The sequence below is a fragment of the Streptomyces actuosus genome (genome assembly GCF_016921115.1).
In the GTDB taxonomy this organism is placed as follows: Bacteria; Actinomycetota; Actinomycetes; order Streptomycetales; family Streptomycetaceae; genus Streptomyces; species Streptomyces actuosus_A.
This window is the reverse complement of sequence record NZ_JAFFZS010000025.1, coordinates 31,654-57,560: the sequence shown is the minus strand read 5'-3', so window position 1 is coordinate 57,560 and position 25,907 is coordinate 31,654. Positions and strand designations below refer to the sequence as shown.

Here is a 25,907-nt window from a genome sequence, read left to right as displayed (position 1 = left end):
GCCGGGCGGGCCCGGCCCCGACCGCGCCGTGGTGCCGATCAGACGCGGGACCAGGTGTGCCGGTCCCGGGCCATCGCGTGCAGCGCCTCCACGTCGGCCGGCTTCAGGACGGCGGCGGGCCGGGCCAGGGCGGCCAGGTCCGAGTCGGACAGGACGCGGACCTGGCGCGGCGGCGCGGCGAAGTCGATGTCCGCCGGGCCGACGAGTGCCAGGACCGGGCGGACCTCGGCGGTCAGGGCGTAGCAGGCGCGGTCGGCGCCGGCCCGGACGCGGCGCAGCAGTGGCTCGGCGTCGCGGCGGCCCAGCGCGACCAGGGGGTCGTCGACGCGGACCCGCTGCCTGCGGGCGTGGCGGGTGTGGACGGCGAACAGGCCGCCGGGCCCGATCAGCAGGTGGTGGATGCGGTCGCCGCCAGGCAGGGGGACGGAGTGCAGGGTGCGCCAGCCCGCGATGTCCATCGCGTCGAGGGCGTTCCCGACGGTCTGCTCGGCCTCCAGGGCACGGCGGCGCGGGTCGGGGCGCAGCCGGTGGGCCGAGCCGGGGTCGCGTTCGAGGGCGATCAGGAGGGCCTCTCCGGGGCGGTTGGGGGCCAGGTCGTCGTCCGGATGGAGGGACAGCAGCGCCAGCTCCGCCGGGCCGGGCAGCGGAGGCGGGCCCACGGTGACCCTGCCCGTGATGAAGGGGTCGAGCGCCGTCATCACCTCGTCTCTCTGGTCCTCGCTGAGCAGGTTCACCCGGGCGGCCTCACGGTCGTACCAGGCGATGTTCCTGCCGTCCGTGCGGCAGACGTACAGCCGGTCGCGGCCGTGTCGCCGGGTCGGTATGACGCGCAGTCGGCTCATGCACCATCACCCCACGACCATGGGAACAGGCGGGGTGCTGCACGGGCAAGAAGGCGGTTACCTTGAGAGGGATCCAGGGATCCCGAAAGGGCGAGCAGCCAGGGTGGCGGGTGCGGAATGCCCGCGGCCACGGGCGGACGCGCCGCAGAGATCGGCGGAGGGCGGTTGGGGAGGCGCCGTTGCGTACCCGCAGGAGGCAGCCGGAGGTGCCGGCTCCGCAGAGCCCGTGGAACGAGATCGTGCCGGGCCTGTGGATGGGCGGGCACGAGTTCCGGGGGCGGACGGGGCAGCTGGAGTTCGCTGTCGTGCACGACGAGTTCGATCTGGTGCAGACGCTGCTGCGGCTGCCCGGCCACGGCCCGGACCAGGGGGTCGAGCACCATGTGTGGGCGATCCCGGACGGGCCGCTGGACGGGACGCAGCTGGCGGGCGTGATACGGCTCGCGGAGGCCGCGTGCGAGGCGCTGGACGCCGGGCGCCGGGTGCTGGTGCGCTGCTATCACGGCTACAACCGCTCCGGGCTGGTCGTCGCGCACGCCCTGGTCCGGCGGGGGCACGCGCCGGAGGAGGCGATCCGGCTGATACGGTCCCGTCGCTCGCCGTGGGCCCTGCACAACGAGCTGTTCGCCGAGTACCTGCGGGCCGGGCTGTCCACCGCCCGGCTGCTGGAGGAGCTCGCCGAGTAGGACGGTCCGGTCGGTAAATCGGACGTACCCGAGAATATGGTGTACGGGGCCCTCGCACCCCCCAGACCCCAGGAGACCCGTGCCCCGCAGCCGACGCTCGCGCGCCGCCCTCGCCGCCGTGGCCGCCTGCGGCCTGCTGGCGACCGCCACGGCCTGCGGCGACACCGGCGGCCTGCGCGGCGCCGGCCCCACGCCGACCGCCATCAGCCCGGTCCGGCTGTGGCCGTCGCTGACCCCGGCGTCCTCGCCGGCCTTCGACATCGACGAGGTCAAGCACGAGGCCGTCAAGGGCGTCGCGGTACCCGGGGACGACATCCGCAAGGTCGATCCGGTGGCCGTGGTACGCGCCGAGATCCGGGCGAACCCGAAGGACTACTCCGGGTCGAAGGCGCAGTACCGGGAGACGGCCGCGCGGATGGACGACTGCGGGGCGGGCGGCGACCGCGCCCGGTGCCCCGTGCTGACGCCCTACTACCGGGACCTGACCGGGGACGGGCACGAGGAGCTGACGCTCGGGTTCCGGCAACTGCCCGGGCCGCTGACCGCGGTACGCGTGTACACCGTCGAGAAGCACCGGCTGGTGCAGGTCATGAGCTGGGAGGACGCGGTCAGCGGGGTCGAGCTGGCCGGTCGGTCCCTGATCATCCGCTCGCCGTCCGACGTCGCGGGCTACGACTACCGGCTGCAGTGGACGTGGGACCCCGACCAGAAGACCATGCTGCTCACGCACGACGAGATGCTCCGCACCGGCGGCAGCCGCGCCCCGGTCCATCCGCGGCGCCCGGCCGCCTCGCCCTCGGCGGAGGCACAGTGAGGCCCCCGCTGCCGCGGTGGGCCGGGCCGCTGGCGGTGAAGGCGGGCCTGTTCATCACCGTGATGTGCTGCGCACTGGCCGCGCTCCTCGGCGTCCTGGTGCATGTGCAGGTGACCGACCAGACCGTCGGCCAGGCCCGTGAACTGGCGCTGAAGCGGCTGGCGGACGCGACGAAGGCGTACGAGGCCGGGGACCACCTCGTTCCGGGCTCCGGGATCGATCCCGCCGGGCTGCCCGCGCCGCTGCACGAGCTGGCCGCGGGGGGCGAGCGCGGCACGGTCGTGGCCACCCGACGGGGGCGGCCCGCGATGTGGGCGGCGGGCCCGGTGGACGGCGGGCGGACGCTGGCGGTCCGGGTCGACTACGCGCAGCAGGCGCGCACCATCGAAGCACTGGACCGGGCGATCCTGTGGTCGTCGGCGCTCGCGATCGGGGCGACGCTGCTGGTCGGCGCGTTCGCCGTCACCCGGGTGACGCGGCGGCTGCACGCCACCGCCACGGTGGCGCGGCGGATCAGCGGCGGCGACCTGGACGCGCGGGTGGGCGATCCGCGGACCAAGGACCCGACCCGGCCGCAGGACGAGGTGGCCGCGGTCGCCGCCGCCCTGGACTCCATGGCGTCGTCGCTGCAGAGCAAGCTGCTGGCCGAGCAGCGGTTCACCGCCGACGTGGCGCACGAGCTGCGCACTCCGCTGACCGGGCTGCACGCGGCGGCCGAGCTGCTGCCGCCGGGCCGGCCGACGGAGCTGGTGCGCGACCGGGTGGCGGCGCTGCGGACGCTGACCGAGGACCTGCTGGAGATCTCCCGGCTGGACACCGGGCGGGAGCGGCTGGACGTGGACGGCGAGGAACTGGGGGCGCTGGCCGAGCGGGTGGTGCGGGCGTCGGGGACACCGACCGCGGTGCGCATCGAGCGGGACGCCCGGGTGGAGACCGACCGGAGGCGCCTGGAGCGGGTGCTCGGCAACCTGGTCGCGAACGCGCACCGGCACGGGCGGGGACCGGTGGTGCTGACCGTGGACGGGCCGGTGGTGACGGTGCGGGACCACGGGCAGGGGTATCCGGAGTACCTGGTGGCGCACGGCCCGCAGCGGTTCCGCACCGAAGGCGGTGCGAAGGGGCACGGGCTGGGGCTGACCATCGCCGCGGGCCAGGCCGAGGTGCTGGGGGCGCGGCTGGCGTTCGCCAACGCGGAGGACGGCGGTGCCGTGGCGACGGTGGCGCTGCCGCCGGTGCCGCCGGGTGGGGACGACCCCACGGCTCCCCCGCCCGACACGGCGGGCTGACCGGCACGCCCTCGCCCCGCCACGACTCCGGGCCTTCGAGGGTTCGGCCCCCGACCCGGCAAGGCCCCGGCGTACGCCGCGGGAGCCGGTCGCCGACCCCTCGCCGGGGCGCGGTCGCGCGGCCCGGCGGTGCGCCCCGACCCGGTGACGCGGTCCGCGGGGAACCCTCCTCCGTCCGGGCGAGCGGCCGGCCGGTTCCGCCCGGCGGACGCTGCGGCTCCGATGGACCAGCGTGGCGCGCGCGGGCGGGTGGCCGCTCCTAATGTGGCGGTTAGTCAGGATTCGACTCCCTCGCTCCCTTATGGAGGTATGCGCCATGTCCCTGCGCTCCGCCCTCACCCGTATCGCCATAGCCGGGGCCGCCGGCACCCTCGCCACCGTCGCCGCCGTCACCCCCGCCGCCGCCGACGGCGACTGGGGCAACGGCTCCGGAGACAACACCTCCGGAGCCGCCCGACAGGACGGCAACAACTGGGGCAACGGCTCCGGAGACAACACCTCCGGAGCCGCCCGACAGGACGGCAACAACTGGGGCAACGGCTCCGGAGGCAACGGCTCCGGAGCCGCCCGGCAGGACAGCGGGGACGGGCGCGGTGAGTGGAGCGGCGACCACCACGGCGGGCACGACGAACAGCGCCTGTACCGGGGCGTCGTCACCGCCGACACGCTGCTGCTGCGCAGCGCGCCCAACCGGGGCAGCCAGGTGATCCGTACGGCGCACCGCGGCCAGATCGTCTCGATCTTCTGCAAGACGCCGGGCCAGAAGATCCACGGCAACCCCCTGTGGTACCTCCTCACGGACGGCACCTGGGCCTGGGGTTCTGCCGCCTACATCGACAACCTCGGCCCCGCGCCCCGCTGGTGCTGACGCCAGGGGAGCGATCGACCGGCCCGGCAGGTGCGGCGCGCGCGGCCCCCACCGCGAGCAACTCGCCCTATTTGGGTAAGTTCCGGACATGACGAAGGTCGGAACAGGTACCGCCGTCGCGGCGGCCGACGCCCCCGCACGCGCGGTCCGCCGCCCCCGGCGCCGCGGCATCGAACTCGCCCTCATCGTCCTCGCCGTCCTGCTGTCGGTGTACGGATACTGCGCCGTCGGACTCGCCCGCACCGGCTCCCTGCCGCCCGGCGCCGTCGGCTACGGCGCCGGGCTCGGCGTGCTCGCGCTGCTCGCGCACCTGGCGGTGCGGCTGCGCGCGCCCTACGCCGATCCGCTGCTGCTGCCGATCGGGGTGCTGCTCAACGGTCTGGGGCTGGTCCTCATCTACCGACTGGACCTGGAGACTCCGCACGACCGGGCCGCGCCCACCCAACTGGTGTGGTCCGCGCTCGGCGTGGCCCTGTTCACGGTGGTCGTCGCCGCGCTGCGGGACCACAGGGTGCTCCAGCGCTACAGCTACGTCTGTGTCGCCGCCGCCCTCGCCCTGCTCACGCTGCCGATCCTGTTCCCGGCCGTCAACGGCGCCCGCATCTGGATCAGGATCGCCGGTTTCTCCATCCAGCCGGGCGAGTTCGCCAAGGTGCTGCTGGCGGTGTTCTTCGCGGCGTACCTGGCCGCCAACCGCAACGCGCTGGCGTACGCGGGGCGCCGCGTCTGGGGGATGCAACTGCCCACCGGCCGCGTCCTCGGCCCGATCCTCACGGTGTGGCTGCTGAGCGTCGGGGTGCTGGTCCTGGAGCGGGACCTGGGCACCTCGCTGCTGTTCTTCGGGCTGTTCGTGGTGCTGCTGTACGTGGCCACGGGACGGACCGGGTGGATCGCGGTCGGCCTGCTGCTCGCCGCCCTCGGCGCGGTCGCCGTGGGCCGGCTGGAGCCGCATGTCCACGCGCGCGTGGAGGACTGGCTGCATCCGTTCGCCTCGATCGAGGCGGGGCAGGGGCCCAACCAGCTGGCCCAGTCGCTGTTCGCCTTCGCGGCCGGCGGAATGCTGGGCACCGGACTCGGCCTCGGGCACTCCGTGCTCATCGGGTTCGCCGCCAAGTCGGACTTCATCCTGGCCACCGCGGGCGAGGAACTGGGCCTGGCCGGGCTCTCGGCGCTCTTCCTCCTCTACGCGCTGCTGGTGGAGCGCGGCTACCGGGCCGGGCTGTCGCTGCGCGAGCCGTTCGGCCGGCTGCTCGCCGTCGGGCTCGCCTCGATCCTCGCGCTCCAGGTGTTCGTCATCGCGGGCGGGGTGACGGGCCTGATCCCGCTGACCGGCATGGCGTTGCCGTTCCTCGCCCAGGGGGGTTCCTCCGTGGTCACCAACTGGGCCATCGTCGCCCTGCTGATCCGGGTCAGCCACTGCGCCCGCCGCCAGTACGACGGGCAGGTGGCCCCGTGACGCGCTACATCCGGTACGCCGCCGTCTTCTGCACCCTGCTGCTCGCGGCCCTGCTCGTCAACGCGGCCCGCGTCCAGGTCGTCCAGTCCCGCGTCTACGACGACAACCCGGCCAACCGCCGCCCCGTCATCGCCCGCTACGGCCAGCCCCGCGGGGACATCCTGGTCGCCGGCCGACCGGTCACCGGCTCGAAGGACACCCGGGAGCAGCTGCGCTACGAACGCACCTACGCCGACGGCCCGCTGTACGCCCCCGTCACCGGATTCGCCTCCCAGGTGTACGGCACGACCCTGCTGGAGCACACCGAGGACGCCGTTCTCGCCGGCACCGACCCGCTGCTGTCGCCGCTCGCCCTGCTGAAGGACCTGACCCGGCAGCGCGCGCCCGGTGGCGACGTGGTCACCACACTGAACCGGGCCGCGCAGCGGGCGGCGTACGAGGGACTGGCCGGGCGCAAGGGCGCGGTGGCGGCGATCGAGCCGGCGACCGGGCGGATCCTGGCGCTGGTGTCGGCCCCGTCGTACGACCCCTCGCTGCTCTCCGGCAACGGGGCGGACGTGGAACGCGCCTGGGCCCGCCTCAACGCCGACCCCGACAAGCCGATGCTCAACCGGGCCGTCCGGCAGACCTATCCTCCGGGCTCCACGTTCAAGGTGGTGACCGCGGCGGCCGCACTGGACGCCGGCGTGGTCACGGACGTCGACGCGCCGACCGACTCCCCCGACCCGTACACGCTGCCGGGTACGCGGACACGTCTGACCAACGAGGGCGACGGCTGCGAGGACGCGCCGCTGCGCGATGCCTTCGAGTGGTCGTGCAACACCGTGTTCGCGCGGCTGGGCGTCCGGGTGGGCGCCGAGGCGATGGTGGCCGCGGCGCGGAACTTCGGCTTCAACGACCCCGGGCTGCGGGTCCCGTTCGCGGTCACCCGCAGCACCTTCGACACCACCCTGGACAAGGCGCAGCTCGCGCTGTCCTCGATCGGCCAGTACAACACCCGGGCCACGCCGCTGCAGATGGCGATGGTCGCGGCGGCGGTGGCCGACGGCGGGCAGGTGCGTGCGCCGTACCTGGTGGAACGGACCGTGCGGGCGGGCGGCACCACGGTGTCCGCGGCGGGCCTGCGCCCGGTCCGGCAGGCGATGCGCCCCGGGACGGCGCTGCGGCTGCGGGAGCTGATGAGCGACGTGGTGCGCGAGGGCACCGGCACCAACGCTGCGATTCCCGGCGCGATCGTGGGCGGCAAGACCGGCACCGCCCAGCACGGACTCGGCAACTCCGGTACGCCGTACGCCTGGTTCATCTCCTGGGCGCAGGGACCGCGGCAGGCCCAGCCGTCGGTCGCCGTGGCGGTGGTGGTGGAGGACGCCGCGGCCGACCGCGGGGAGATCAGCGGCGGCGGGGACGCGGCGCCGATCGCGCGGGCGGTGATGCGGGCGGTGCTCGGATCCTGAGACGGGGGGTGCCGTCGGCACGGGCGGCCGACCTACCGTTCGGCCATGACCGAAGCCGCCACGTCCTCCGACCCGCACGGGACCTCAGCTCCCGCCGAAACCGGTGCCGGATCCGCCGCTTCCGCCTCCCCCGGGACCACCGGGTCCCCGGGGCCCGCCGCAGACTTCGAACTCGCCCAGGTCAACATCGCCCGCCTCCGGTTCCCGCTGGACTCCCCGGAGCTGAAGGACTTCGTGGACAACCTCGACCCGGTGAACGCCGACGCCGAGGCGTCCGAAGGGTTCGTCTGGCGACTCGAGTCGGACGGCGGCGACGCGACCGACGTCCCGGTGTTCGGCGACGCCTGGCTGATCGTCAACATGTCGGTGTGGCGGGACCCCGGTTCCCTGACGGCCTACATGTACCAGGGCCGCCACCGGGAGATGCTCTCCCGCCGCCGTGAGTGGTTCGAGCGGGTGGAGGAGGCGATGACCGCCCTGTGGTGGGTGCCGGCCGGCCACCGCCCGACGGTCGAGGAGGCCGAGTCCCGCGTCCTCCACCTGCGCGCCAACGGGCCGGCCCCGTACGCGTTCACGCTGCGCACGTCCTTCCCGCCGCAGGGCGCCGAGCCCGTCCCCGGCGACCTTCCGGAGGGCCTGGGCTGCACGGTCTGAGCCTCTCCCCAGCGCCCGCTCCCGTCGCCCGCCCGGCGGGCGCGAGGCCGTCGAGGCTGCGGCGGGCGGCGCGCGGATCGGCCGACGGGGTGGCGGGCGTCAGCCGACCGCCCTGCGCATCTCGCCGCGGATCCGCGCGGTGTCGTCCGCGGCCTGCGCCAGGTCGATGCCGGCCGGGTCCCGGTGCACGGTGTCCACGGACACCACGGCGACGGTGGCACCGGTGTTGTCGTCGGCCCAGCCGCAGACCGGGATGGCCGTCCGCGTGCCCTCGTGCGTCTGGGTGATGACCTCGCAGCTCACGGTGAGACCGTCCGCGCCGGCCGGCCGGAAGTCCTCGGGCGGCACGGCCACCGTGGAACCCTCGGAGCGGGCCGCGCCCTTCATCATGTTGCGGCGGGCGGCGTCGGTGTTCTTGAACCGGCCGTACATGCCCGACACCACCAGGGTGCCCTTCGCGTCGTCCCCGCCCAGGCTGTAGCGGCCGACCGCGGCGCCGTCGGTCCTGGCGTCCCAGGCGCCGTCCGCCTCGTCCACGATCTTCTGGCCCTGTGTGCCGGTGAGGTCCTCGGCGAGCTCGTAGCGGCCGTCCAGCAGCGTCCCGGGCACCGACAGTTCGTACTCGGCCTCCGGGAAGCCCCGCTCGGCCGCCGCGCCGAGCATGGCGAGCGCCACCACGACCGCCACGACCGCGCCCACCACGCCGCCCACGATCCCCAGGACCAGCCCGACCCGCCGCTTCCTCGGCGGCGGGCCCCAGCCGTACGGCGGCTGCGGGTACGGCGCGCCGTGATGCGGCGCGGGCTGCGGGCCGTAGGGGCCCGGTGGCGGTACCGGCTGGGGGCCGTACGGCTGCTGCGGGTGGGCCGTTCCGTGGTGCGGCGCGGGCGAGGGGCCGTAGGGGCCCGGCGGCGCCCCGTAGGGGTTCGCGGGGCCGTTCGGGCTCTGGGGCGGAGGAGGCATGGACACGCCGAAACGGTACTGCACGGGTGTGCGGCGTCAGGACTCCGCTGTGCCCGCTTCGATCGCCTCCCGCACCTCCGCCACCCGATCCCGCTCCTCCGCCGCGAAGCGCTCGGCGTCCAGCTTCTCGGCGATCTCCTCGTCCTGGGCCATCAGCAGGTCCAGGTTGGAGTCGCCCATCTCGAACACGCCCATGTCGACATAGGCCTGCTGGAGCCGCTTGCCCCACAGGCCGATGTCCTTGACGCAGGGCACGATGCGGGAGAAGAGCAGCTTGCGGAAGAGAGCCAGGAACTCGGACTGCTCACTGAAGGCCTCGGCCTCCGCCTTCGGGACGCCGAAGTTCTCCAGCACCTCCGTGCCGCGCAGGCGGTCGCGCATGAGGTAGCAGCCCTCGATGACGAACTCCTCGCGCTCGCGCAGTTCGGCGTCGGTGAGCTGCTTGTAGTAGTCGCGCAGGGCCATCCGGCCGAAGGCCACGTGCCGCGCCTCGTCCTGCATGACGTACGCGAGGATCTGCTGGGGCAGCGGCTTGTCCGTGGTGTCGCGGATCATGCCGAAGGCGGCCAGGGCGAGGCCCTCGATCAGCACCTGCATCCCGAGGTAGGGCATGTCCCAGCGGCTGTCGCGCAGGGTGTCGCCCAGCAGCGCCTGGAGGTTGTCGTTGATCGGGTAGAGCAGGCCGATCTTCTCGTGCAGGAAGCGGCCGTAGATCTCGGCGTGCCGGGCCTCGTCCATGGTCTGGGTGGCCGAGTAGAACTTGGCGTCCATGTCGGGCACGGACTCCACGATCCTCGCCGCGCAGATCATCGCGCCCTGCTCGCCGTGCAGGAACTGACTGAACTGCCAGGACGCGTAGTGCCGGCGCAGGTTCCCGCGGTCCTTGTCGCTGAGCTTCGCCCAGTACCTGGTCCCGTACAGGGACATCGCCTCGTCGGGGGTGCCGAGCGGGTCGTACGGGTCGACCTCCAGGTCCCAGTCGATGCGGCGGGCACCGTCCCACTGCTTGTCCTTGCCCTTCTGGTACAGGGCGAGGAGGCGCTCTCGGCCGTCGTCGTACTCCCAGCCGAAGCGGGCGGCACCGGAGGCGGGTACCTGCCAGTGGGGATCACCGGGATCGTTGGCGTACAGGTCGTAGGTCGGCATGTGTCGCAGGTTCACACGAGGTAGACATCGGGTCAACAAGTCTCGCGCAAGGGATTGACGGCCTTGCTGACAGGCAGTCTCATAAGAGCGTGACCGGTGGGTGACACCACCATGCCCCGCGGGCCGAGTCCCGCCACGCCCCCGTACGACGAGGTGGATCAGCCATGACGACCCTGACGGAAGCCGACGCGCTGGACGGGCTGCGCGACGCTCTCGGCCTGCTCAAGGACCGGGAGCAGGTGGCCGAGCGGCTGCTCGCCTCTTCCGCCAAGCACTCCTTCGACCCGGACGAGGAGCTGGACTGGGACGCGCCCTTCGAGGAGGGCAAGTGGTTCTGGCCCCCGGAGCTGGTGTCGCTCTACGACACTCCGATGTGGAAACGGATGAGCGAGGAACAGCGGATCCTGCTCTCCCAGCACGAGGCCGCGGCCCTCGCCTCCCTCGGCATCTGGTTCGAGCTCATCCTCATGCAGCTGCTCGTCCGGCACATCTACGACAAGGCGGCCACGAGCGCCCACGTGCGCTACGCGCTGACCGAGATCGAGGACGAGTGCCGTCACTCGAAGATGTTCGCGCGGGTGATCTCCCGGGGCGGCACGCCCTGGTACCCGGTCAGCCGGGCGCACCGGAACCTCGGACGCCTGTTCAAGACCATCTCCACCACCCCGGGCTCCTTCACCGCCACGCTGCTCGGCGAGGAGGTCCTGGACTGGATGCAGCGCCTGACGTTCCCCGACGAGCGGGTGCAGCCGCTGATCCGCGGCGTGACACGGATCCACGTCGTGGAGGAGGCCCGGCACGTGCGCTACGCCCGCGAGGAGCTGCGCCGCCAGATGGTGACCGCACCGAAGTGGTCGCAGGAGTTCACCCGGGTCACGTCCGGCGAGTTCGCCCGCGTCTTCTCGGTCGCCTTCGTCAACCCCGAGGTCTACCCGAACGTGGGTCTGGACCAGCGGGAGGCGATGGCGCAGGTGAAGGCCAGCGGGCACCGGCGCGAGGTCATGCAGAGCGGCGCGAAGCGACTGACGGACTTCCTGGACGACATCGGGGTGCTGCGGGGGGTGGGGCGCCGTCTGTGGCGGGCGTCGGGGCTGCTGGCCTGAGCGCTCCGCTGCACGTGCCGCGGTGTGCCGTCCCGTCGGCCGCGGCGCCGTCGTGGCCGGTCGCGCAGGCACCCGCGCCCCTTCGGTGCACCACCGTCCTGCAGTGGACTCGGCCCGACCCGCCCGGAGCCGCGTCGGGGCCGTCCGTCCGGCGCGGGGCGGGGTCGGCGCGGCGGGGGGCCGCCCGACCGTGAGGCGGGATCCGCCCGACCGTGCGGGGCGGGGCGGGGCGGCCGTGCGGGCGGCGCGGCCCTGCGGCGGGGTCCGGGCTGTCCGGAGCGGCACGCGGCGGGTCCGGTGCGTCCGCCCGGCGCTTCGGCCGGGCGCCCTCGTACCGGGCGTCCCCGTACCGGGCTCACCCGGGCTCTGCGCGCGTACCGCGCCGGGGTGTGCCGACCGCCACGGCGGGGCGGACACCGCCTGACGTGGCACCGGGAAACCGGCGAGAGGCACCGGTTACGCTGCCGGTCATGACCCCCTCCGCCCCCACCCCCGCCTACCGCCGCCTCAGCGTCGAGGAGCGGCGCAGCCAGCTGCTCGACGCCGCTCTGTCGCTGTTCGCGCACCGGGCCCCGGAGGAGGTGTCGCTGGACGACGTGGCGGAGGCGGCGGGAGTGTCGCGCCCCCTGGTGTACCGGTACTTCCCCGGAGGCAAGCAGCAGTTGTACGAGGCGGCGCTCAGGTCGGCCGCCGCGGAGCTGGAGCTGTGCTTCGACGAGCCGCGCACCGGTCCGCTGCTGCCCCGCCTGGCCCGTGCCCTCGACCGCTACCTGGCCTTCGTGGACCAGCACGACGCCGGGTTCAGCGCCCTGCTCCAGGGCGGCAGCGTGGTGGAGACCTCCCGGACCGGCGCGATCGTCGACGGGGTGCGCCGGGCCGCCGCGGAGCACATCCTGCGCCACCTGGGGGTCACGGAGCCGGGCCCCCGGCTGCGGATGACCGTCCGGATGTGGATCACGGCTGTGGAGGCGGCCTCGCTCATCTGGCTCGACGAGGAGAAGCAACCGCCGGCCGACGAGCTGCGCGACTGGCTCGTGGAGCAGTTCGTCGCGGTGCTCGGCGTGACCGCCGCACGGGATGAGCAGACGGCCTCGCTGGTCTCCGCGCTGTCGGCCGACGAGTCCTGACGCGGCCGGACCGGCGCCGAAGGGCTCAGGACGGGCAAAGCCCACCCGCCGCGGGCGGCGGGCGCGGAGGCGGGGGGAGGCCGAGCGCCTCGTCACGCCTGGCCGCGGCGCGGGAGCCGGGGCCGGAGCCGGGGCAGGGGGCCAGCCGGCGAAGGCGGAGTCTCGGCACCGGGGTCGGCCGGACCGGCACGTGGCGGGCGCCGGGCGGTGGAGCCGCGTGCGCCCACGGCACGGCACGCCGATCGGTCCGCCGGGGACGGCACCACGCGGGCAGGCGCCGGGAGACATGCGGGTGCCCGGTGCCGGGACCTGCGGCGCCGCCGCCGGGGACGGATGCCCGACACTGGTGGCGTGAAGAGCGAAGACACCCCCTTCGAGGGCGGGCCCATGGACGGCCGGGTCCTGCCGGTGCTGCTGGGGCCGACCGGGCATCCGCCGAAGATCTACCGCATCCCGGTCCCGGACGCCGCAGGCGGCCCCCCGACCGTCCTCGTCTACCGGCGCGTGCCGCGCGGGTACAGCAAGCGGCTGAACCTGCCGCGCGGCTGGAAGTACGCCTACGCCCCGGAGGGCGACACCGGGAGCGGCCTGAAGTGGCCCTGGTCGAAACCGGGCGGCAGGCCGGGGAACACGCCGGGCGGCACGCCGGATGCCGCCGACGGGTGACGCCGTTGCGCCGAACCGCGCACGCTCCGCGCGCGGACCCGCGCGGCCCGTCGCATGCTCACGGTGCGGAGCGCACTCCTTGCCCGCACCGGAGGTGATGTCGTGTCAGGAAGGTTCGTGCGTCTGGCCTGTACGGCGGCGCTGGCGGCCCAGGCAGTCCTCGCGCCCGTGCCCGCGGTCGCCGCGCCGGATCCCGGCGAGCGGTCCGCCGCCGAGCTGCTGACGGACCTTCAGCGGCTGTACCGGGAGGCGGAGCAGGCCACCGAGGCCTACAACGCCGCCGAGGAGGAGCTGAAGAAGAGCCGCACGGAGACCGAACGGCTCGACAGCGCGCTCGCCCGCGCGCGGCTCACCCTGCACGACAGTCTGGGCGCCGCGGGCCGGCTGGCGCGGCAGCAGTACCAGAACAGCACCGCGTTCTCCCCGTACGTGCGGCTGCTACTCGCCCGCGACCCCCAGCACGCCCTGGACCAGGGGCATGTGATCGGCCGGCTGGCCCGGGAGCGGGCGCAGACGGTGGCACGGCTGGAGGGCACCGAGCGCCGGAGCCGCGATCTGGCCCGGGCGGCCCGCAAGGCCCTGGACGGCCGGCTCACCCTCGCCGAACGGCGGAAGAAGGCACGCGACGACGTCCGCGAACGGCTGGCCGCCGTCGAGAAACTGCTCGCCTCCCTCCCCGCGGACCGGCTCGCCGAGCTGGCCGAGCTGGAACGGGCCGGCGTCGACCACGCCCAGGAGGAGCTGACCGCCTCCGGCGCCCTCGCCGACGACGGCAAGCCGTCCGCGGCAGGCGACCGCGCCCTGCGCTTCGCGGAGCGGCAGCTCGGCAAGCCCTACGCGTGGGGCGCACAGGGCCCGGATTCCTACGACTGCTCGGGCCTGACCGCCGAGGCCTGGGCCACCGCGGGCACCCCCATCCCCCGCACCAGCCAGGAGCAGTGGGCCGAGCTGCCCCGTGTCCCGCTGAGCGACCTGCGGCCGGGCGACCTCGTCCTGTACTTCGCGGACGCCACGCACGTGGCGATCTACGCGGGGAAGGGCATGGTGATCCAGGCACCGCGCACCGGGGAGACGATCAGGCGTTCCCCGATCGCGTCGCACCCGATCCTGGGAGCCGTGCGACCGGACGCGGACCCCGCGGCGGCCCGGGACGCCGGCCGGACGGCCGCGCCGGACCCGCAGCCGGCGAGGCTCCCGGACCCCGGCACCGAGGAGCCCCGGGCGCGGGACCTGCGGTCGCGGGGCGTGGGGTCCTGAGCAGGTCGGGCGACGTCCACCGCGGTCCGGCAGCGCCCCCGAGAAGGCGCGGGGAACGGCGCGACCGGCCACGACGACGCCGCGGTCGACGGATGTCGGGCCGCGGCACGACAGACGGAGCGCTCAGCCCTGGGGGGCCACCGAGGCGAGATAGGCCCCGGCCTTCTCGGGGTCGTAGAAGTACTCCTCGAAGTCGGCCGGGTTGTCGAAGCCGTTGGCGAACCGATCCGCCACCGGCTGGACCTGGCCGGCCGCCCCGATCAGGTTCAGCACGTGCTCGGGCGGCGGCGCCAGCATGGCGTTGGTCCACTTCGTGACGTGCTGGGCCGTTGCCCAGTACCGCTCGAAGGTCCCCCGCATCCACGCCTCGTCGAACGGCTTCTCCCCGTGCTCCAGGATCGACGCCAGGTAGGACGCGGCGCACTTGGCGGCGGAGTTGGCGCCCTGGCCGGTGATCGGGTCGTTGGCGACGACCACGTCGGCGACGCCGAGGACGAGGCCGCCGGAGGGCAGCCGGCCGATGGGCTTGCGGACGGTGGGGGCGTACCGGCCGCTCAGCACGCCGCCGGCGTCGGTCAGTTCGACCTCGGTGGCCCGTGCGTACTCCCAGGGGGTGTACCGCTCCATGAGTTCCAGGGTCAGGGAGAGGTGCCGCGCGGGGTCCTTGACACCCTGGAAGACGTCGAGGGGGCCGCCAGGTACGCCCTCCCAGAAGAGGATGTCGGCGCGGCCGGAGGTGGTCAGCGTCGGCATGACGAACAGCTCGCCGACGCCGGGGACGAGGTTGCAGCGGACCGCGTCGAAGTCGGGGTGCTCGGGGCGCGGGCCCAGGCCGTGCACGTAGGCGACGGCCAGCGCGCGCTGCGGCTCGCTGTAGGGGGACCGGTCCGCGTCCCGCTCGAACATGGAGACCAGCTCGCCCTTGCCGGCCGAGACGAGCACCAGGTCGTAGGTACGGGAGAAGTAGTCGAGGTCGGAGACGGCCGCGCCGTGGATGACCAGCTGCCCCCCGCGCTGCGCGAAGGTCTCCAGCCACCCGGCCATCTTCACGCGCTGGTCGACCGACTGCGCGTACCCGTCGAGCCTGCCCACCCAGTCGATCGCGCGGGCCGAGGGGCCTTCGGCCCAGGAGCCGGGGGCGGCCACCGAGACGCCGAGCCCCTCGATCTTCGGAGCCTGGGACTCCCAGAAGTTCAGCTGGAGATCGCGCTCGTGCCGCAGCGCCGTGTCGAACATGCACTGCGTGGACATGACCCGGCCGGAGCGGATCTCGTCCGCGGTCCGGTTCGACATCAGGGTGACCTCGTAGCCGTGCGACTGGAGGCCGAGGGCGAGCTGGAGACCGGACTGACCGGCCCCTACGACGAGTATCTTCCGCATGCGGAACGTCTCTCCTAGATGGACTACTCGGGGGTTTCCTCGAGCGCGTGGGCCACGAGGGCGAGGAGCGTCTCGATGGCCGAGATCCGGCGCCGCGCGTCCATGATCATGACAGGTATGTGCGGCGGGATCGTGAGGGCCTCGCGCACGTCCTCCGGCTCGAACACCTCGCTCTCGTCGAAGTGGTTGACCGCGACGACGTACGGCATCCCGCAGCTCTCGAAGTAGTCCAGCGCCGGGAAGCAGTCCTTCAGGCGGCGGGTGTCGGCCAGGACGACGGCGCCGATCGCGCCGCGCGCCAGGTCGTCCCACATGAACCAGAACCGCTGCTGACCCGGCGTGCCGAACAGGTAGAGCACCAGGTCGTCGTCGAGCGTGATGCGGCCGAAGTCCATGGCCACGGTGGTGGTGAGCTTGCCCGGTACGGCGGTGAGGTCGTCGGTCTCCTCGCTCGCCTCGGTCATCAGTGCCTCGGTCTGCAGGGGCGTGATCTCCGAGACGGAGGTGACCAGCGTCGTCTTGCCGACGCCGAAGCCGCCGGCCACGACTATCTTCGTGGCGACGGGCGCCCGGGTGCGGTCCGTCTGCCAGGCTTTCAGGTCGTCGTCGGGCTCGACGAGTGGGGAGACGCCCACGGCGTCAGAGACGGCGGAGTCCACTCAGCACCCTTTCCAGCAGCGCGCGGTCCGGCCGGCCCGTACCGTGACCGGTTCCGGTGCCGTACACACGGATCTTTCCCTGGTCCGCGAGGTCGCTCAGCAGCACGCGGACCACGCCGAGCGGCATTCTCAGCAACGCGGCGATCTCGGCCACCGTGCGCATCCGGCGGCACAGTTCGACGATGGCCCCCATCTCCGGCATCACGCGGGGGGCGAGCGTACCCTGCGGGCCGACCGCCGCGAGCACCCCGCCCCCCGTCAGTTCCGGGCGCTCCTCGGCGGGTTCCAGTGCGGCCACGAAGGTCTCGACGAGGAGCACGTGGCCGAAGCGGGTCCGCCCGCCGGTGAGCGAGTAGGGCCGGACACGGGCCGGCCTGCGGTCGGCACCGCGGACCGGGAGTCTGTTCGACGAACCGTTGCTGCCGCTCATCGGCCGCTCCCCGGCGCCGCCGCCGGCTCGGCTTCCAGGGACTGCCTGAGTTCGTTGCGGAGTTCGGGGGTCAGGACGTGACCGGCCCGGCCGACGAACAGGGCCATGTGGTACGCCACGACAGTCATGTCGCACTCTGCGGAGCCGTGCACGCCCAGCAGCGAGCCGTCGCTGATCGACATGACGAACAGGCTGCCTTCGTCCATGGCGACCATGGTGTGCCGGACCCCGCCGAACTCCATGAGCCGCGCGGCGCCGACGGTGAGGCTGCCGATGCCGGACACGACGGTGGCGAGGTCGGCGGCGGAGCCGCGCGGACCCGCCGGGCGGGCGCCCGGGGCCTGCCGGGCCTCCTGGTTCCTGCCGGGGTCGGAGGAGAGCAGGAGCAGGCCGTCGGAGGAGACCACCGCGACCGACAGGATGCCGGGCACCTCCTCGACGAGATTGGTCAGCAGCCAGTGCAGATTGCGGGCTTCAGTGCTCAGTCCGAAGGTACTGGGCGCGGTCAACTGCTTGCCTCCTCGACTGTGCCCCCCGTGTCTTCTTCTGCTTGTGTGGTTCCTGGTGCGGTTGGTGCGTGGGGTGCCCGGTCCTGGGCCGTCTGCTCGGTGGTCTCGGCCTCCGCGTCGCGGTAGCCCGCCTCCGCCCCCCGACGGAAACCTCCGAGCCTGCGGCGCAGCGCCTCGGCGTCGACGGACCCGGCGCGCTGGCGCGGGGCCCTGGCTGATTCGGTGATCCTGGGTGTGCGCTTGGGGAGACCCTTCGCGGTGAGCTGCTCCTCCTCGTCCGGGATGCGCTGGTGCTCCGCAGCGGTCCGGGTCCCCTGGCCGGGTCCGGTCCCGGCCGGGGCGTCGTTTCCGTGGTCGCCGGCTGGGCCGGCATCGGTTCCGTGGTCGCTCCCGGACCCGGTCGCGGACCGGGGACGGTCAGGGGTCCCCGGTCGCCCGTGGGCCTCCGGTCGGAGGTGGGTGCCGGGGCGCTCGACGGACCCGGGGCGGTCGTGGGTCCCTGATCCCGGCTCCGGCGCCGGAGCCTCGGTCGTGGAGGGGCCCGCGGCCGGGGCGGCGGGGTCGGCCGGGTCGCCGGCCCCGGTACCGGGCCGGGCCCACGAGGCAGGGTCCGCGTCGGTCCCGGGAGCGGCCCCGGTTGCGGCCGGGCCGGACTGCTGCGCCGGGATCAGCAGTGCCAGCGTGGTCTCGGCGGGTGACTCGGACAGCGGCCCGCCGGGCTCCGGCGAGGCGGCGGGCTCCGGCGCCGCCTCCGTCCGTGGCCCCTGGTCCGGGACGGCCCCGGACACCTCGCCGATGTCGCCGTGGCCCCGCTCGCGCACCGCCCGCTCGGCCAGTGCCACGACCGGGTCGGTGTCGGTGGCGCGGCCGTGCAGGGCGTTGGAGTTGGCCTCGGCGTCGGCTCCGGGCAGCCGGAAGGCCTGCGTGCCGTCCGAGGTGCGGACGGCCGGCGGAACCGCGGCGGGCGAGGCCTCGGCGAGCAGGGTGCCCGGCAGGACGACGACCGCGGCGACCCCGCCCTGCTTCTGCTCGCGCAACTGGACGCGGACACCGAGCCGGTGGGCGAGGCGGGCCACGACGTACAGGCCGAGCCCGAGACCGTCCTCGCCCTCCTGGTCGTACGGCGTGCTCGGGTCGAAGTCGGCGAGGCGGGCGTTCAGGCGGGCCAGGCGGTCGTCGGCCGCGCCGATGCCCTCGTCCTGGACGGAGAGCATGACCTCGCCGCTCTCCAGCAGCCAGCCGGAGACCTCGACGGGCACGTCGGGCGGGGAGAACGAGGTGGCGTTCTCCATGAGTTCGGCGAGCAGGTGGGAGAGGTCGTCGGCGGCGAAGCCCGCCAGGTGCGCGTGCGGGGGCAGCGCCGCGATGCGGACCCGCTCGTAGCGCTCGATCTCGCTGACCGCCGCCCGGACCACGTCGACCAGGGGCACCGGTCCGACGTGCTGCTGGACGTGCTCGGTGCCGGCCAGCACCAGGAGGTTCTCACTGTGCCGGCGCATGACCGTGGCGAAGTGGTCGAGCTTGAAGAGTGTCGCGAGGCGCTCGGGGTCCTGCTCGCGTTCCTCCATTCCCTCGATCACGGCGAGCTGCCGCTCCACCAGGCCGAGGGTACGCAGCGCGAGGTTGACGAAGGTGGAGCCGATGCTGCCGCGCAGCCGCTGCAACTGCTCGGCCGCCTCGCCGAGTTCGGCGCGCAGTTCCTCGCGGGCGTCGGCCATCTTCTGACGCTCGCCGACGAGGTGCTTGCGGTCGGCCTCCAGGGTGCCGACGCGCTCGGCGAGGGCCGCGGCATGCGCGTGCAGGGCGTTGACGGAACGGACGACCTGGGCGAACTCGTCGTTGCGGCCGGTGAACCCGACGGGCTCCTCGGCCACCGGGTCGTCGGCCTGCGCGAGGCGGGCCGAGCCGCGGCGGAGCACGGCGAGCGGGCGGGTGAGACTGCGGGCCATGCCGGTGGCGACACCGACGGCGAGCAGCATCAGGGCTCCGAGGACGGCGATGCGGATCTCCAGCGCGGTGACGTCCTCGTCGCGCAGCCGCTCCAGTTCCTTGGTGCGGCGGTCGTAGAGGGCGGCCTCGGCGCCGCGCATCAGGTCGACGCGGGCGGAGAGCGCGGCGTCGGTCTTCTTGGCGCTGGTGTCCAGCTCGTGCTCGTCCAGCGTGGGCTGGTCGGTGAGGTCGTCCAGGTACTTCTCGGCGGTGTCGTTCTCGGGGCCGGTGACGGTGGCGTCGTAGGAGGCGACGGCGGAGTCGGGCGCGGTCTCGCGGAAGCCGGCGAGGTCGGCGTCGGAGCGGAGCCGGGCCTGCTGGGCGGCGGCGGTGAGCGCGCCGCGCCGCTTGGTGTCGTCGTCCGAGGAGGCTACGACGGTCTCCGGCAGGCCGGTGATCGGGTCGACGACGGTCCGCGTGGTCGTCGGCACGTTGAGCGCGGCGACCAGCAGGCCGCGCGCGGCGGCGGCCTGCTGCACGGCGGAGTCCAGCTCGGCGAGCGCGTGGGCACCGGAGCCGGCCCGGGAGGGCATCCGCTCGGCCAGGCTCTGGGCGAGGCGGTGGAGTTCGGTGATGGTGGCGGAGTAGGACCGGTGCGCCTCCAGCGGTCCGCTCCTGCCGGTGAGTGCCGCGCGCCGGACGGTCGCGATGCCGTCGAGGTCCTTGCGCAGGGCGGCCGGGAGGTCGTCGTCGGCGCGCAGTTCGCGGACCTGGCGGTCGACGCGGGCGCTGCGCTGCTCGTCGGGGGCCTTGGACTTGGGCCGTCCGGCGGCGATGTACGACGTGACGTCGTCGCGCTCGTCGGCGAGGGCGTCGGCCAGGACCAGGGCGCCCTGGGTCCGCTCGGCCAGCGTCACCAGGTCCTGTGAGTCCTTCACCTGCCCCGAGGCGGCGAGGACGGAGGGGGCGCCGGCTCCCGCGACGGCGGCGGCCACCACCGCGACGGCGACGATCAGCCGGTTGCGTACATGGGTCGGGCGTCCCCGGCCGACGGGTGTGCGCTCCGTGCTCCCCTCGGAGGCCGACTGCTTGCCTGTGCGCCGAGGCCGCGTCTTCTGCACCGGTGCTCGCATTCCTGACTCGTGTACCCATGGATCCAGATGACGCACTGTCAGCCCTTGTGCGCACCCGGTACAGCTCCCGACCCTCCCAGTGCCGGTGGGCGGCGGTCGCGCATCACCTGACCCGCCACCCGAAGGAGTGAACCCCGGACGGGAGTTGGCGGGCAAGTTCCCCTGTTGTGCGCAGCACCCGTGCCCGGCGGGCCGGTTGGACGTGGGCGATCTGCTTTGGCAGGATTCGCCGCCACGCGTTCGGGGAACGCATCATTCCGCCGCAAACCAGGCGTCCGGCCGGCGCCGGTACGGTGAACCCGCGATGTTTGCCGACCGTTCGCGAAGCATGTGAAGGCCTCGTGCAGACTGGCCGGATGCGCACCGAACTCGTCTCGGAACCCGGCGACGACACACGCCCCAACGAGGACTTCGCCGGTGTCGGGGTTCCCGCTTCGGGGCAGGGCGGATCACTCGTGGTCCTGGACGGCGTGACGCCGCCCCGGGGTGGCACGGGGTGTCTGCATCCGGTCCCCTGGTACACCGCGCACCTGGGTGGGGCTCTGACCGAACTGACCGTTTCACTCCCGGACGTTCCCCTCCCTCAGGTCCTTGCGCAGGCCATCGCTCGTACCTCTGCCGCGCACGCGCAAACCTGTGACCTTTCTCACCCGCGTACGCCGCAGGCCACGGTGGTTCTCGCCCGCTGGTCCCCGCAGGCCGTGGAGTACCTGGTCCTGTCCGACTCGGTCCTCCTGCTGGAGTCGCCCGACGGCGCGGTGACCCCGGTGCTGGACGACCGGCTCTCCCGCCTGCCGCGTTCGGCCCTGGCGACGGACGAGTCGATCGACGCGCACCTGCGCAACAAGGAGGGCGGGTTCTTCACCGCCGCGGCCGATCCGGCCGTGGCCGCGCGGGCGGTGGCCGGCTCGGTGCCGCGCGCGGGGGTCCGCGCCCTGGCCGCGCTGACCGACGGGGCGGGCCGGTGGGTGGAGACGTTCTCCGAGGGCGGCTGGGCGGACTGCTTCGCGCTGCTCCGCAAGGAAGGGGCCCGGGCCCTGGTCGACAGGGTTCGCGCGCTGGAACGCGCCGGCGGCGCCGGGAAGCGGCCCCCGCCGGGGCGCGGCAAGACGCACGACGACGCGACGGTCGTGTACGCGGAGTTGTGAGGTCCCGGTCCGGCGCTCCACGGCTCCGGCCCCCGCGGACACACCGGAGCCCCAGGACCGGGGGCGGACGGCCGCGGAGTCCGCGCCGGCACCGTACGGCAAGGGCTGTCACCGCCCGGACGGTGCCCGTCACCCGCGCGGCGGGACCGGGGCCCGGCGCGGGCGACGCCGGCCCCGTGTGACGGGGAGGCGGTCCGGCGCGGGCGGCGCGGGGACCGTACGGCGGACGACGCGGTCCGTCCCCGGTTCCGGGGCGGAACCGTCCGACTCGACGGACGCCCGGGTCAGCGCTGCTCCATGCCCTTGTTCAACTGGTCGAGCAGCCGGGCCAGTTCGGCCACCTCCCGCCGGTCCCAGTGGTCCAGCTGGCTGACGTACCGCGCGCGGCGGGCGTCACGCACCCGGCCGACCCGGCTGCGGCCCTCGTCCGTGAGGTGGACCAGCCAGGCGCGGCCGTCCGCCGGGTCGGGTTCGCGGGCCACCAGGCCGAGTTCCTCCAGGGCACGCAGCTGGCGCGACATGGTGGCCTTGCCGACGCCGATGTAGGCGGCGAGCTCGGTGGCCCGCTGACGGCCGCACTCGTCGAGCCGTACGAGCAGGCCGTAGGCGGCCGACTCCAGGTCGGGATGGACCTCGCGGGCCATCTCGCCCTGACTGGCCCGGGCCCGCCGCAGGAACACGGTCAACTCGCGTTCCAGTGCCAGGAATTCCTGGTCCACACCACTCGGCGGTACCGGGTCGGTGCCCCGGTGTCCGTCGCCGCTCTGCTCCTCGTGCACGTCAGTCCCCTGATCCGGTTTCCCGATCCTGAAGGTTTTCCTTCGACCCCCGTCGTCGCCGCAGCTCCGCCAGTATTTCGCAGGGCTGGACCAACGGCGGCTCCGAGGCCCCCTTCCCCCGGCGGGTCTACGTGCGTAGCTTCTTGAAGGGGAAAGTGGTGACATGCTTACGACAGCCCCCGAGGCCACCTGTGCAGCACGCCGCCCCGCGCGCTCCCCACCGACGCCCGGGCGTCCCCCGTCCCGCTCGACCGGGCCGGCGCCCCGGCCCCTCCCGGTCGCGGCGCCGCCTCCATGGGCGGGGGCGTCCCGGACCCCGACGGCCGGGACGGCACCCCGGCCTACGGCTACGTCGCCCAGACGGAGGGTGTCGACGCCTCCGGCCATCAGGGCAGCGTCGCCTGGTCCGCACGGTGGACCAGCGGCGTGAAGTGGGCCTACGTGAAGGCCACCGAAGGGACGTACTCCACGAACCCCTATGTCGCCCAGCAGCACAACGGCTCCTACGGCATCGGCATGATCCGCGGCTCGTACCATTTCGCCACCCCGGACACCACCGGCGGCGCCACCCAGGCCGACTGCTTCCTGGACCACGGCGGCGACTGGCCCCGGGACGGCAGGACCCTGCCGGGCACGCTCGACATCGAGTGGAACCCGTACGGCGCCGCCTGCTACGGCACGTCGCAGAGCGGCATGGCCGGCTGGATCCGGGACGTCCTGAACCAGGGCAAGGCACGCACCGGCCGCGACGCCGTGATCTACACCGCGACCGACTGGTGGAAGCCGAGGGAGGCCGTTCGCCGGGCGCCTCACAGGCCCAGGGAGATCGCCACCCGGGTCAGCTCGGCCGTGCTGCCGAGGTCGAGCTTGGCGCGGATGCGCCGCAGATAGGTGTCGACGGTGTGCGGGGAGACGCCCATGGCCCGCGCCGTCTGCAGGTAGGTGTGTCCGGCCGCGACGTGCCGCAGGGTCTCCAGCTCGCGCGGGGACAGCCGGTGGTGCGCCGCGGGTACGGCCTCGGCGCCACGATGGGGGACGGTGACCCACCTGAGACTCCCGTAATGCCTGGATAAAGAAGTATGTTCTGTTCCACGCCTGAACAAGGCTTTCCGGTTGCGGCCCGGCCGGAGTTCCTGCCGCGGGCCGCCGCCTGCGGGGGCCGCTCTGGGCTGGTGCTCCGTGCCCCCCGGGCCGATGCTGGTGAGGTGACGTACACGGCCACGGCCACCATCGACCAGGGGGGAGTGCTCACGGGCTGGAGCGACGGCGCCCGGCGGTTGCTCGGCCACGAGGCCTCCTCGGTCGTCGGACGGCCGGCCGCGGAGTTGCTCGCCGACGCCCCGCGGTCTCCGGGAAGGGCCCCGGCCGAGCGGCAGCGCTGGCACGGCACCGTGGCACTGCGGCACCGGGACGGCCGAAGCGTGGAGCTGCCCCTGCTCGCGCACCGCCGCACACCGGCGGACGGACCCGCCGACTGGCTCGTGGTGTGCGCCGCGCCCCCCGATCCGCGGCAGACCGGGGACGTCCCCCTGGTCGAGTGGGCGTTCGCGCAGTCCCCGCTCCCCCTGGCGGTGTTCGACAGCGACCTGCGTCTGGTGCGCGCCAACCAGCGGATGGAACGCGCGGTCACCCTGCCCGAGACGACGATGCGGGGACTGTCGCTGCCGCACATCGCACCCGGTGCCGCGAGCGACGAGATCGGCAGGCAGATGCAGCTCGCGGTGCAGACCGGCGAGCCCCGCGAGGCGGCGGTCCGCCTCGGCCCCGAGCTGGGCCGGCCGACCGTCCTGACGCCCCTGAAGGACGCTGCGGGCCGCGTGCGGGCCGTCTGCCTCACGGCGCCCCGGCGAACCCAGGACTCCGCCGCCCGGCCACGGCCCCAGGACCCCGCCTCGCGGATCGCGGCCCCGTCCGCGGAGCCCGTCGCCCAGGACGGTGCGGGTGCCGACTTCACCCGCACCGCGCAGGAACTCGCCGACGTCGCCGTCCCCCGGCTCGCCGACTTCGTCGCCGTGGACCTGCTCGACTCCCCCATGGACCCCGACGGCACCGGCGGCCCGGCGCCGGGAAGCGCGGTCGTCCTGCACCGCGCCGCCGTCCGGGCCGTCCCGGACGGCGGTCCCGTACCCACGCCCGGTGCGGGAGACGGTACGACCACCGCCTACCAGGCCGGATCGCCGCCCGTCGAGTGCCTCGCCACGGGCAGCTCCGTCCTCTACGACATCACCGACCCCGCGGTCGCGGCCTGGACGGAGACGGATCCGGGTGCCGCGTGGCTGCGCGCGTACGGGACGCGCTCGCTGATGGTGGTCCCGCTGGTGGCCGGGGACAGCAGGCTGGGAGTGGCCCTCTTCGGCCGGCACGCGCGCCCCGAGCCGTTCGGCCCTGAGGATCTGCGTCTCGCCGAGGAACTCACCGCGCGGACGGCCGCCGCCCTGCACAAGGCGCGCCGCACTTCCTGGGCGCGCACCACCACCATGGCCCTCCAGCGCAGCCTGCTGCCGCACACGCTGCCCGAGCAGGCGGCGCTGGAGGTCGCCACCCGCTATCTGCCCGCCGCCACCCGGGCCGGGGTGGGCGGCGACTGGTTCGACGTGATCCCGCTGTCCGCCGCCCGGGTCGCCCTCGTCGTGGGCGACGTCGTCGGCCACGGCATCCGCGCCTCCGCCACCATGGGCCGGCTGCGCACCGCCGTACGGACCCTCGCCGACGTGGACCTGCCCGCCGACGAACTCCTCACCCACCTCGACGACCTCGTGCTGCGGCTGGCCGCCGACGAGGGCAGCGCGGGCCCGGACTCAGAGACCGCGGGCGGCATCGGCACCACCTGCCTGTATGCCGTGTACGACCCCGTCGTCCGCCGGTGCACCCTGGCCCGGGCCGGCCACCCGCCTCCCGCGGTGGTCACCCCGGACGGTGCCGTCCGCTTCCTCGACGTGCCCGCCGGTCCCCCACTGGGACTCGGCGGGCTGCCCTTCGAGGCCGTCGAGGCCGAGCTGCCGGAGGGCAGCCTGCTCGCCCTCTACACCGACGGGCTGCTGGAGGCCCGCGACCACGACATCGACGAGGCACTGGACAAGATGTTCGCCGCGCTGGCCCGCCCCGCGACCACACTGGACTCGGTCTGCGACCGGGTGCTGGCCGACCTGCTCAGTCACCGGCCCGACGACGACATCGCCCTGCTCATCGCCCGCACCCGCGCCCTGCACGAGGACCGCGTCGCCTCCTGGGACCTCGACAGCGACCCGGCGGTCGTCGCCCGCGCCCGCCGTGACGTCTCCGACCAGTTGGCCGCGTGGGGCCTGGACGACGCCGCCTTCGTCACAGAGCTGCTGGTGAGCGAGCTGGTCACCAACGCCATCCGCTACGGCCGCCCGCCCGTCCGGCTCCGGCTGATCCACCAGGACAGCACCCTGGTCAGCGAGGTCCACGACGCCAGCGGCACCACCCCGCACATGCGGCGCGCCCGCGTCTTCGACGAGGGCGGCCGGGGCCTGCTGCTCGTCGCCCAGCTCGCGGAACGCTGGGGCACCCGGCACGACCGGGTCGGCAAGACGGTGTGGGCGGAGCAGTCGCTCACCGGGCCCTGACCTTGGCGCTGCCCCGCCGGGGGAGGAC

The 25,907-nt window shown here is 74.2% G+C and carries 23 protein-coding genes and 1 pseudogene; 14 read left to right on the top strand and 10 right to left on the bottom strand.

Annotated features, from left to right (window positions below):
• Positions 1-38 precede the first annotated feature (38 nt).
• Positions 39-842 (bottom strand): nuclease-related domain-containing protein, encoded by an 804-nt coding sequence (locus tag JS756_RS25600; protein WP_205385554.1) that lies wholly within the window; start codon positions 840-842, stop codon positions 39-41.
• Between the two features lie 179 nt (positions 843-1,021).
• On the opposite strand from JS756_RS25600, the gene JS756_RS25595 reads away from it, so the two are divergent.
• The 7 genes from JS756_RS25595 (at position 1,022) to JS756_RS25565 (ending at position 8,060) form a co-directional block, all read left to right on the top strand.
• The gene (locus tag JS756_RS25595) at positions 1,022-1,528 is read left to right on the top strand and encodes a protein-tyrosine phosphatase family protein (RefSeq protein WP_205385553.1); all 507 of its coding nucleotides are present in this window, start codon (positions 1,022-1,024) and stop codon (positions 1,526-1,528) included.
• Between the two features lie 79 nt (positions 1,529-1,607).
• Positions 1,608-2,342 carry a hypothetical protein gene (locus JS756_RS25590; protein ID WP_205385552.1) on the top strand — a complete coding sequence of 245 codons (735 nt, stop codon included), beginning with the start codon at positions 1,608-1,610 and terminating at the stop codon, positions 2,340-2,342.
• Positions 2,339-3,628, top strand: a complete 1,290-nt coding sequence (locus tag JS756_RS25585; RefSeq protein WP_205385551.1) for an ATP-binding protein — start codon at positions 2,339-2,341, stop codon at positions 3,626-3,628. Before JS756_RS25590 ends, JS756_RS25585 begins: the two co-directional genes overlap by 4 nt.
• A gap of 316 nt (positions 3,629-3,944) precedes the next feature.
• Positions 3,945-4,496, top strand: a complete 552-nt coding sequence (locus JS756_RS25580) for an SH3 domain-containing protein (protein ID WP_205385550.1) — start codon at positions 3,945-3,947, stop codon at positions 4,494-4,496.
• Positions 4,497-4,584: 88 nt separating this feature from the next.
• Positions 4,585-5,952, top strand: coding sequence for an FtsW/RodA/SpoVE family cell cycle protein (locus JS756_RS25575; protein WP_205385549.1), 1,368 nt, complete (start codon positions 4,585-4,587; stop codon positions 5,950-5,952).
• Positions 5,949-7,406, top strand: coding sequence for a penicillin-binding transpeptidase domain-containing protein (locus JS756_RS25570; protein ID WP_205385548.1), 1,458 nt, complete (start codon positions 5,949-5,951; stop codon positions 7,404-7,406). Before JS756_RS25575 ends, JS756_RS25570 begins: the two co-directional genes overlap by 4 nt.
• A gap of 45 nt (positions 7,407-7,451) precedes the next feature.
• On the top strand, positions 7,452-8,060 hold the full coding sequence (locus JS756_RS25565; RefSeq protein WP_205385547.1) for a DUF3291 domain-containing protein: 609 nt from the start codon (positions 7,452-7,454) through the stop codon (positions 8,058-8,060).
• A 99-nt stretch (positions 8,061-8,159) separates the two neighbouring features.
• On the opposite strand, the gene JS756_RS25560 is transcribed toward JS756_RS25565, so the two are convergent.
• The gene (locus JS756_RS25560; protein WP_240204359.1) at positions 8,160-9,023 is read right to left on the bottom strand and encodes a hypothetical protein; all 864 of its coding nucleotides are present in this window, start codon (positions 9,021-9,023) and stop codon (positions 8,160-8,162) included.
• A gap of 36 nt (positions 9,024-9,059) precedes the next feature.
• Complete coding sequence (locus tag JS756_RS25555) at positions 9,060-10,169, bottom strand: ferritin-like domain-containing protein (RefSeq protein WP_205385545.1); 1,110 nt, start codon at positions 10,167-10,169, stop codon at positions 9,060-9,062.
• A 164-nt stretch (positions 10,170-10,333) separates the two neighbouring features.
• On the opposite strand from JS756_RS25555, the gene JS756_RS25550 reads away from it, so the two are divergent.
• From JS756_RS25550 to JS756_RS25535, 4 genes are all read left to right on the top strand, one after another.
• Positions 10,334-11,272 (top strand): AurF N-oxygenase family protein, encoded by a 939-nt coding sequence (locus tag JS756_RS25550; RefSeq protein ID WP_205385544.1) that lies wholly within the window; start codon positions 10,334-10,336, stop codon positions 11,270-11,272.
• Positions 11,273-11,742: 470 nt separating this feature from the next.
• Entirely contained in the window at positions 11,743-12,399 is a 657-nt protein-coding gene (locus tag JS756_RS25545; RefSeq protein WP_205385543.1) for a TetR/AcrR family transcriptional regulator, read from the top strand.
• 351 nt (positions 12,400-12,750) lie between these two features.
• The gene (locus JS756_RS25540) at positions 12,751-13,065 is read left to right on the top strand and encodes a DUF8847 domain-containing protein (protein WP_307791057.1); all 315 of its coding nucleotides are present in this window, start codon (positions 12,751-12,753) and stop codon (positions 13,063-13,065) included.
• Between the two features lie 102 nt (positions 13,066-13,167).
• Positions 13,168-14,322 carry a C40 family peptidase gene (locus JS756_RS25535; protein WP_307791054.1) on the top strand — a complete coding sequence of 385 codons (1,155 nt, stop codon included), beginning with the start codon at positions 13,168-13,170 and terminating at the stop codon, positions 14,320-14,322.
• A gap of 123 nt (positions 14,323-14,445) precedes the next feature.
• Here the strand turns inward: JS756_RS25535 and JS756_RS25530 are convergent, their stop codons facing one another.
• Genes JS756_RS25530 through JS756_RS25510 form a run of 5 tightly spaced genes read right to left on the bottom strand, consistent with a single transcriptional unit; the run spans position 14,446 to position 20,350 of the window.
• Positions 14,446-15,702 carry a styrene monooxygenase/indole monooxygenase family protein gene (locus JS756_RS25530; RefSeq protein WP_205385540.1) on the bottom strand — a complete coding sequence of 419 codons (1,257 nt, stop codon included), beginning with the start codon at positions 15,700-15,702 and terminating at the stop codon, positions 14,446-14,448.
• 23 nt (positions 15,703-15,725) lie between these two features.
• Positions 15,726-16,361, bottom strand: a complete 636-nt coding sequence (locus JS756_RS25525) for a GTP-binding protein (RefSeq protein WP_205385539.1) — start codon at positions 16,359-16,361, stop codon at positions 15,726-15,728.
• Entirely contained in the window at positions 16,342-16,791 is a 450-nt protein-coding gene (locus tag JS756_RS25520; protein WP_205385538.1) for a DUF742 domain-containing protein, read from the bottom strand. The genes JS756_RS25525 and JS756_RS25520 overlap by 20 nt, the downstream gene beginning before the upstream one ends.
• Positions 16,788-17,300, bottom strand: coding sequence for a roadblock/LC7 domain-containing protein (locus JS756_RS25515; protein ID WP_205385537.1), 513 nt, complete (start codon positions 17,298-17,300; stop codon positions 16,788-16,790). Before JS756_RS25515 ends, JS756_RS25520 begins: the two co-directional genes overlap by 4 nt.
• Complete coding sequence (locus JS756_RS25510; RefSeq protein ID WP_205385536.1) at positions 17,297-20,350, bottom strand: sensor histidine kinase; 3,054 nt, start codon at positions 20,348-20,350, stop codon at positions 17,297-17,299. The genes JS756_RS25515 and JS756_RS25510 overlap by 4 nt, the downstream gene beginning before the upstream one ends.
• Before the next feature lie 368 nt (positions 20,351-20,718).
• On the opposite strand from JS756_RS25510, the gene JS756_RS25505 reads away from it, so the two are divergent.
• Positions 20,719-21,510 carry a protein phosphatase 2C domain-containing protein gene (locus JS756_RS25505; protein WP_205385535.1) on the top strand — a complete coding sequence of 264 codons (792 nt, stop codon included), beginning with the start codon at positions 20,719-20,721 and terminating at the stop codon, positions 21,508-21,510.
• A gap of 284 nt (positions 21,511-21,794) precedes the next feature.
• Here the strand turns inward: JS756_RS25505 and JS756_RS25500 are convergent, their stop codons facing one another.
• Positions 21,795-22,289, bottom strand: coding sequence for a MarR family winged helix-turn-helix transcriptional regulator (locus tag JS756_RS25500; protein WP_205385534.1), 495 nt, complete (start codon positions 22,287-22,289; stop codon positions 21,795-21,797).
• A 189-nt stretch (positions 22,290-22,478) separates the two neighbouring features.
• Here JS756_RS25500 and JS756_RS25495 point away from each other — a divergent pair.
• A pseudogene (locus JS756_RS25495) lies at positions 22,479-23,069 on the top strand (GH25 family lysozyme); the annotation flags it as partial.
• A gap of 29 nt (positions 23,070-23,098) precedes the next feature.
• Here JS756_RS25495 and JS756_RS25490 read toward each other — a convergent pair.
• A complete protein-coding gene (locus JS756_RS25490) occupies positions 23,099-23,392 on the bottom strand; it encodes a response regulator transcription factor (protein ID WP_205385532.1) in 294 nt (97 codons plus the stop codon).
• Between the two features lie 102 nt (positions 23,393-23,494).
• Here JS756_RS25490 and JS756_RS25485 point away from each other — a divergent pair, with 102 nt between their 5' ends.
• On the top strand, positions 23,495-25,879 hold the full coding sequence (locus tag JS756_RS25485; RefSeq protein WP_307791052.1) for a SpoIIE family protein phosphatase: 2,385 nt from the start codon (positions 23,495-23,497) through the stop codon (positions 25,877-25,879).
• Positions 25,880-25,907 lie beyond the last annotated feature (28 nt).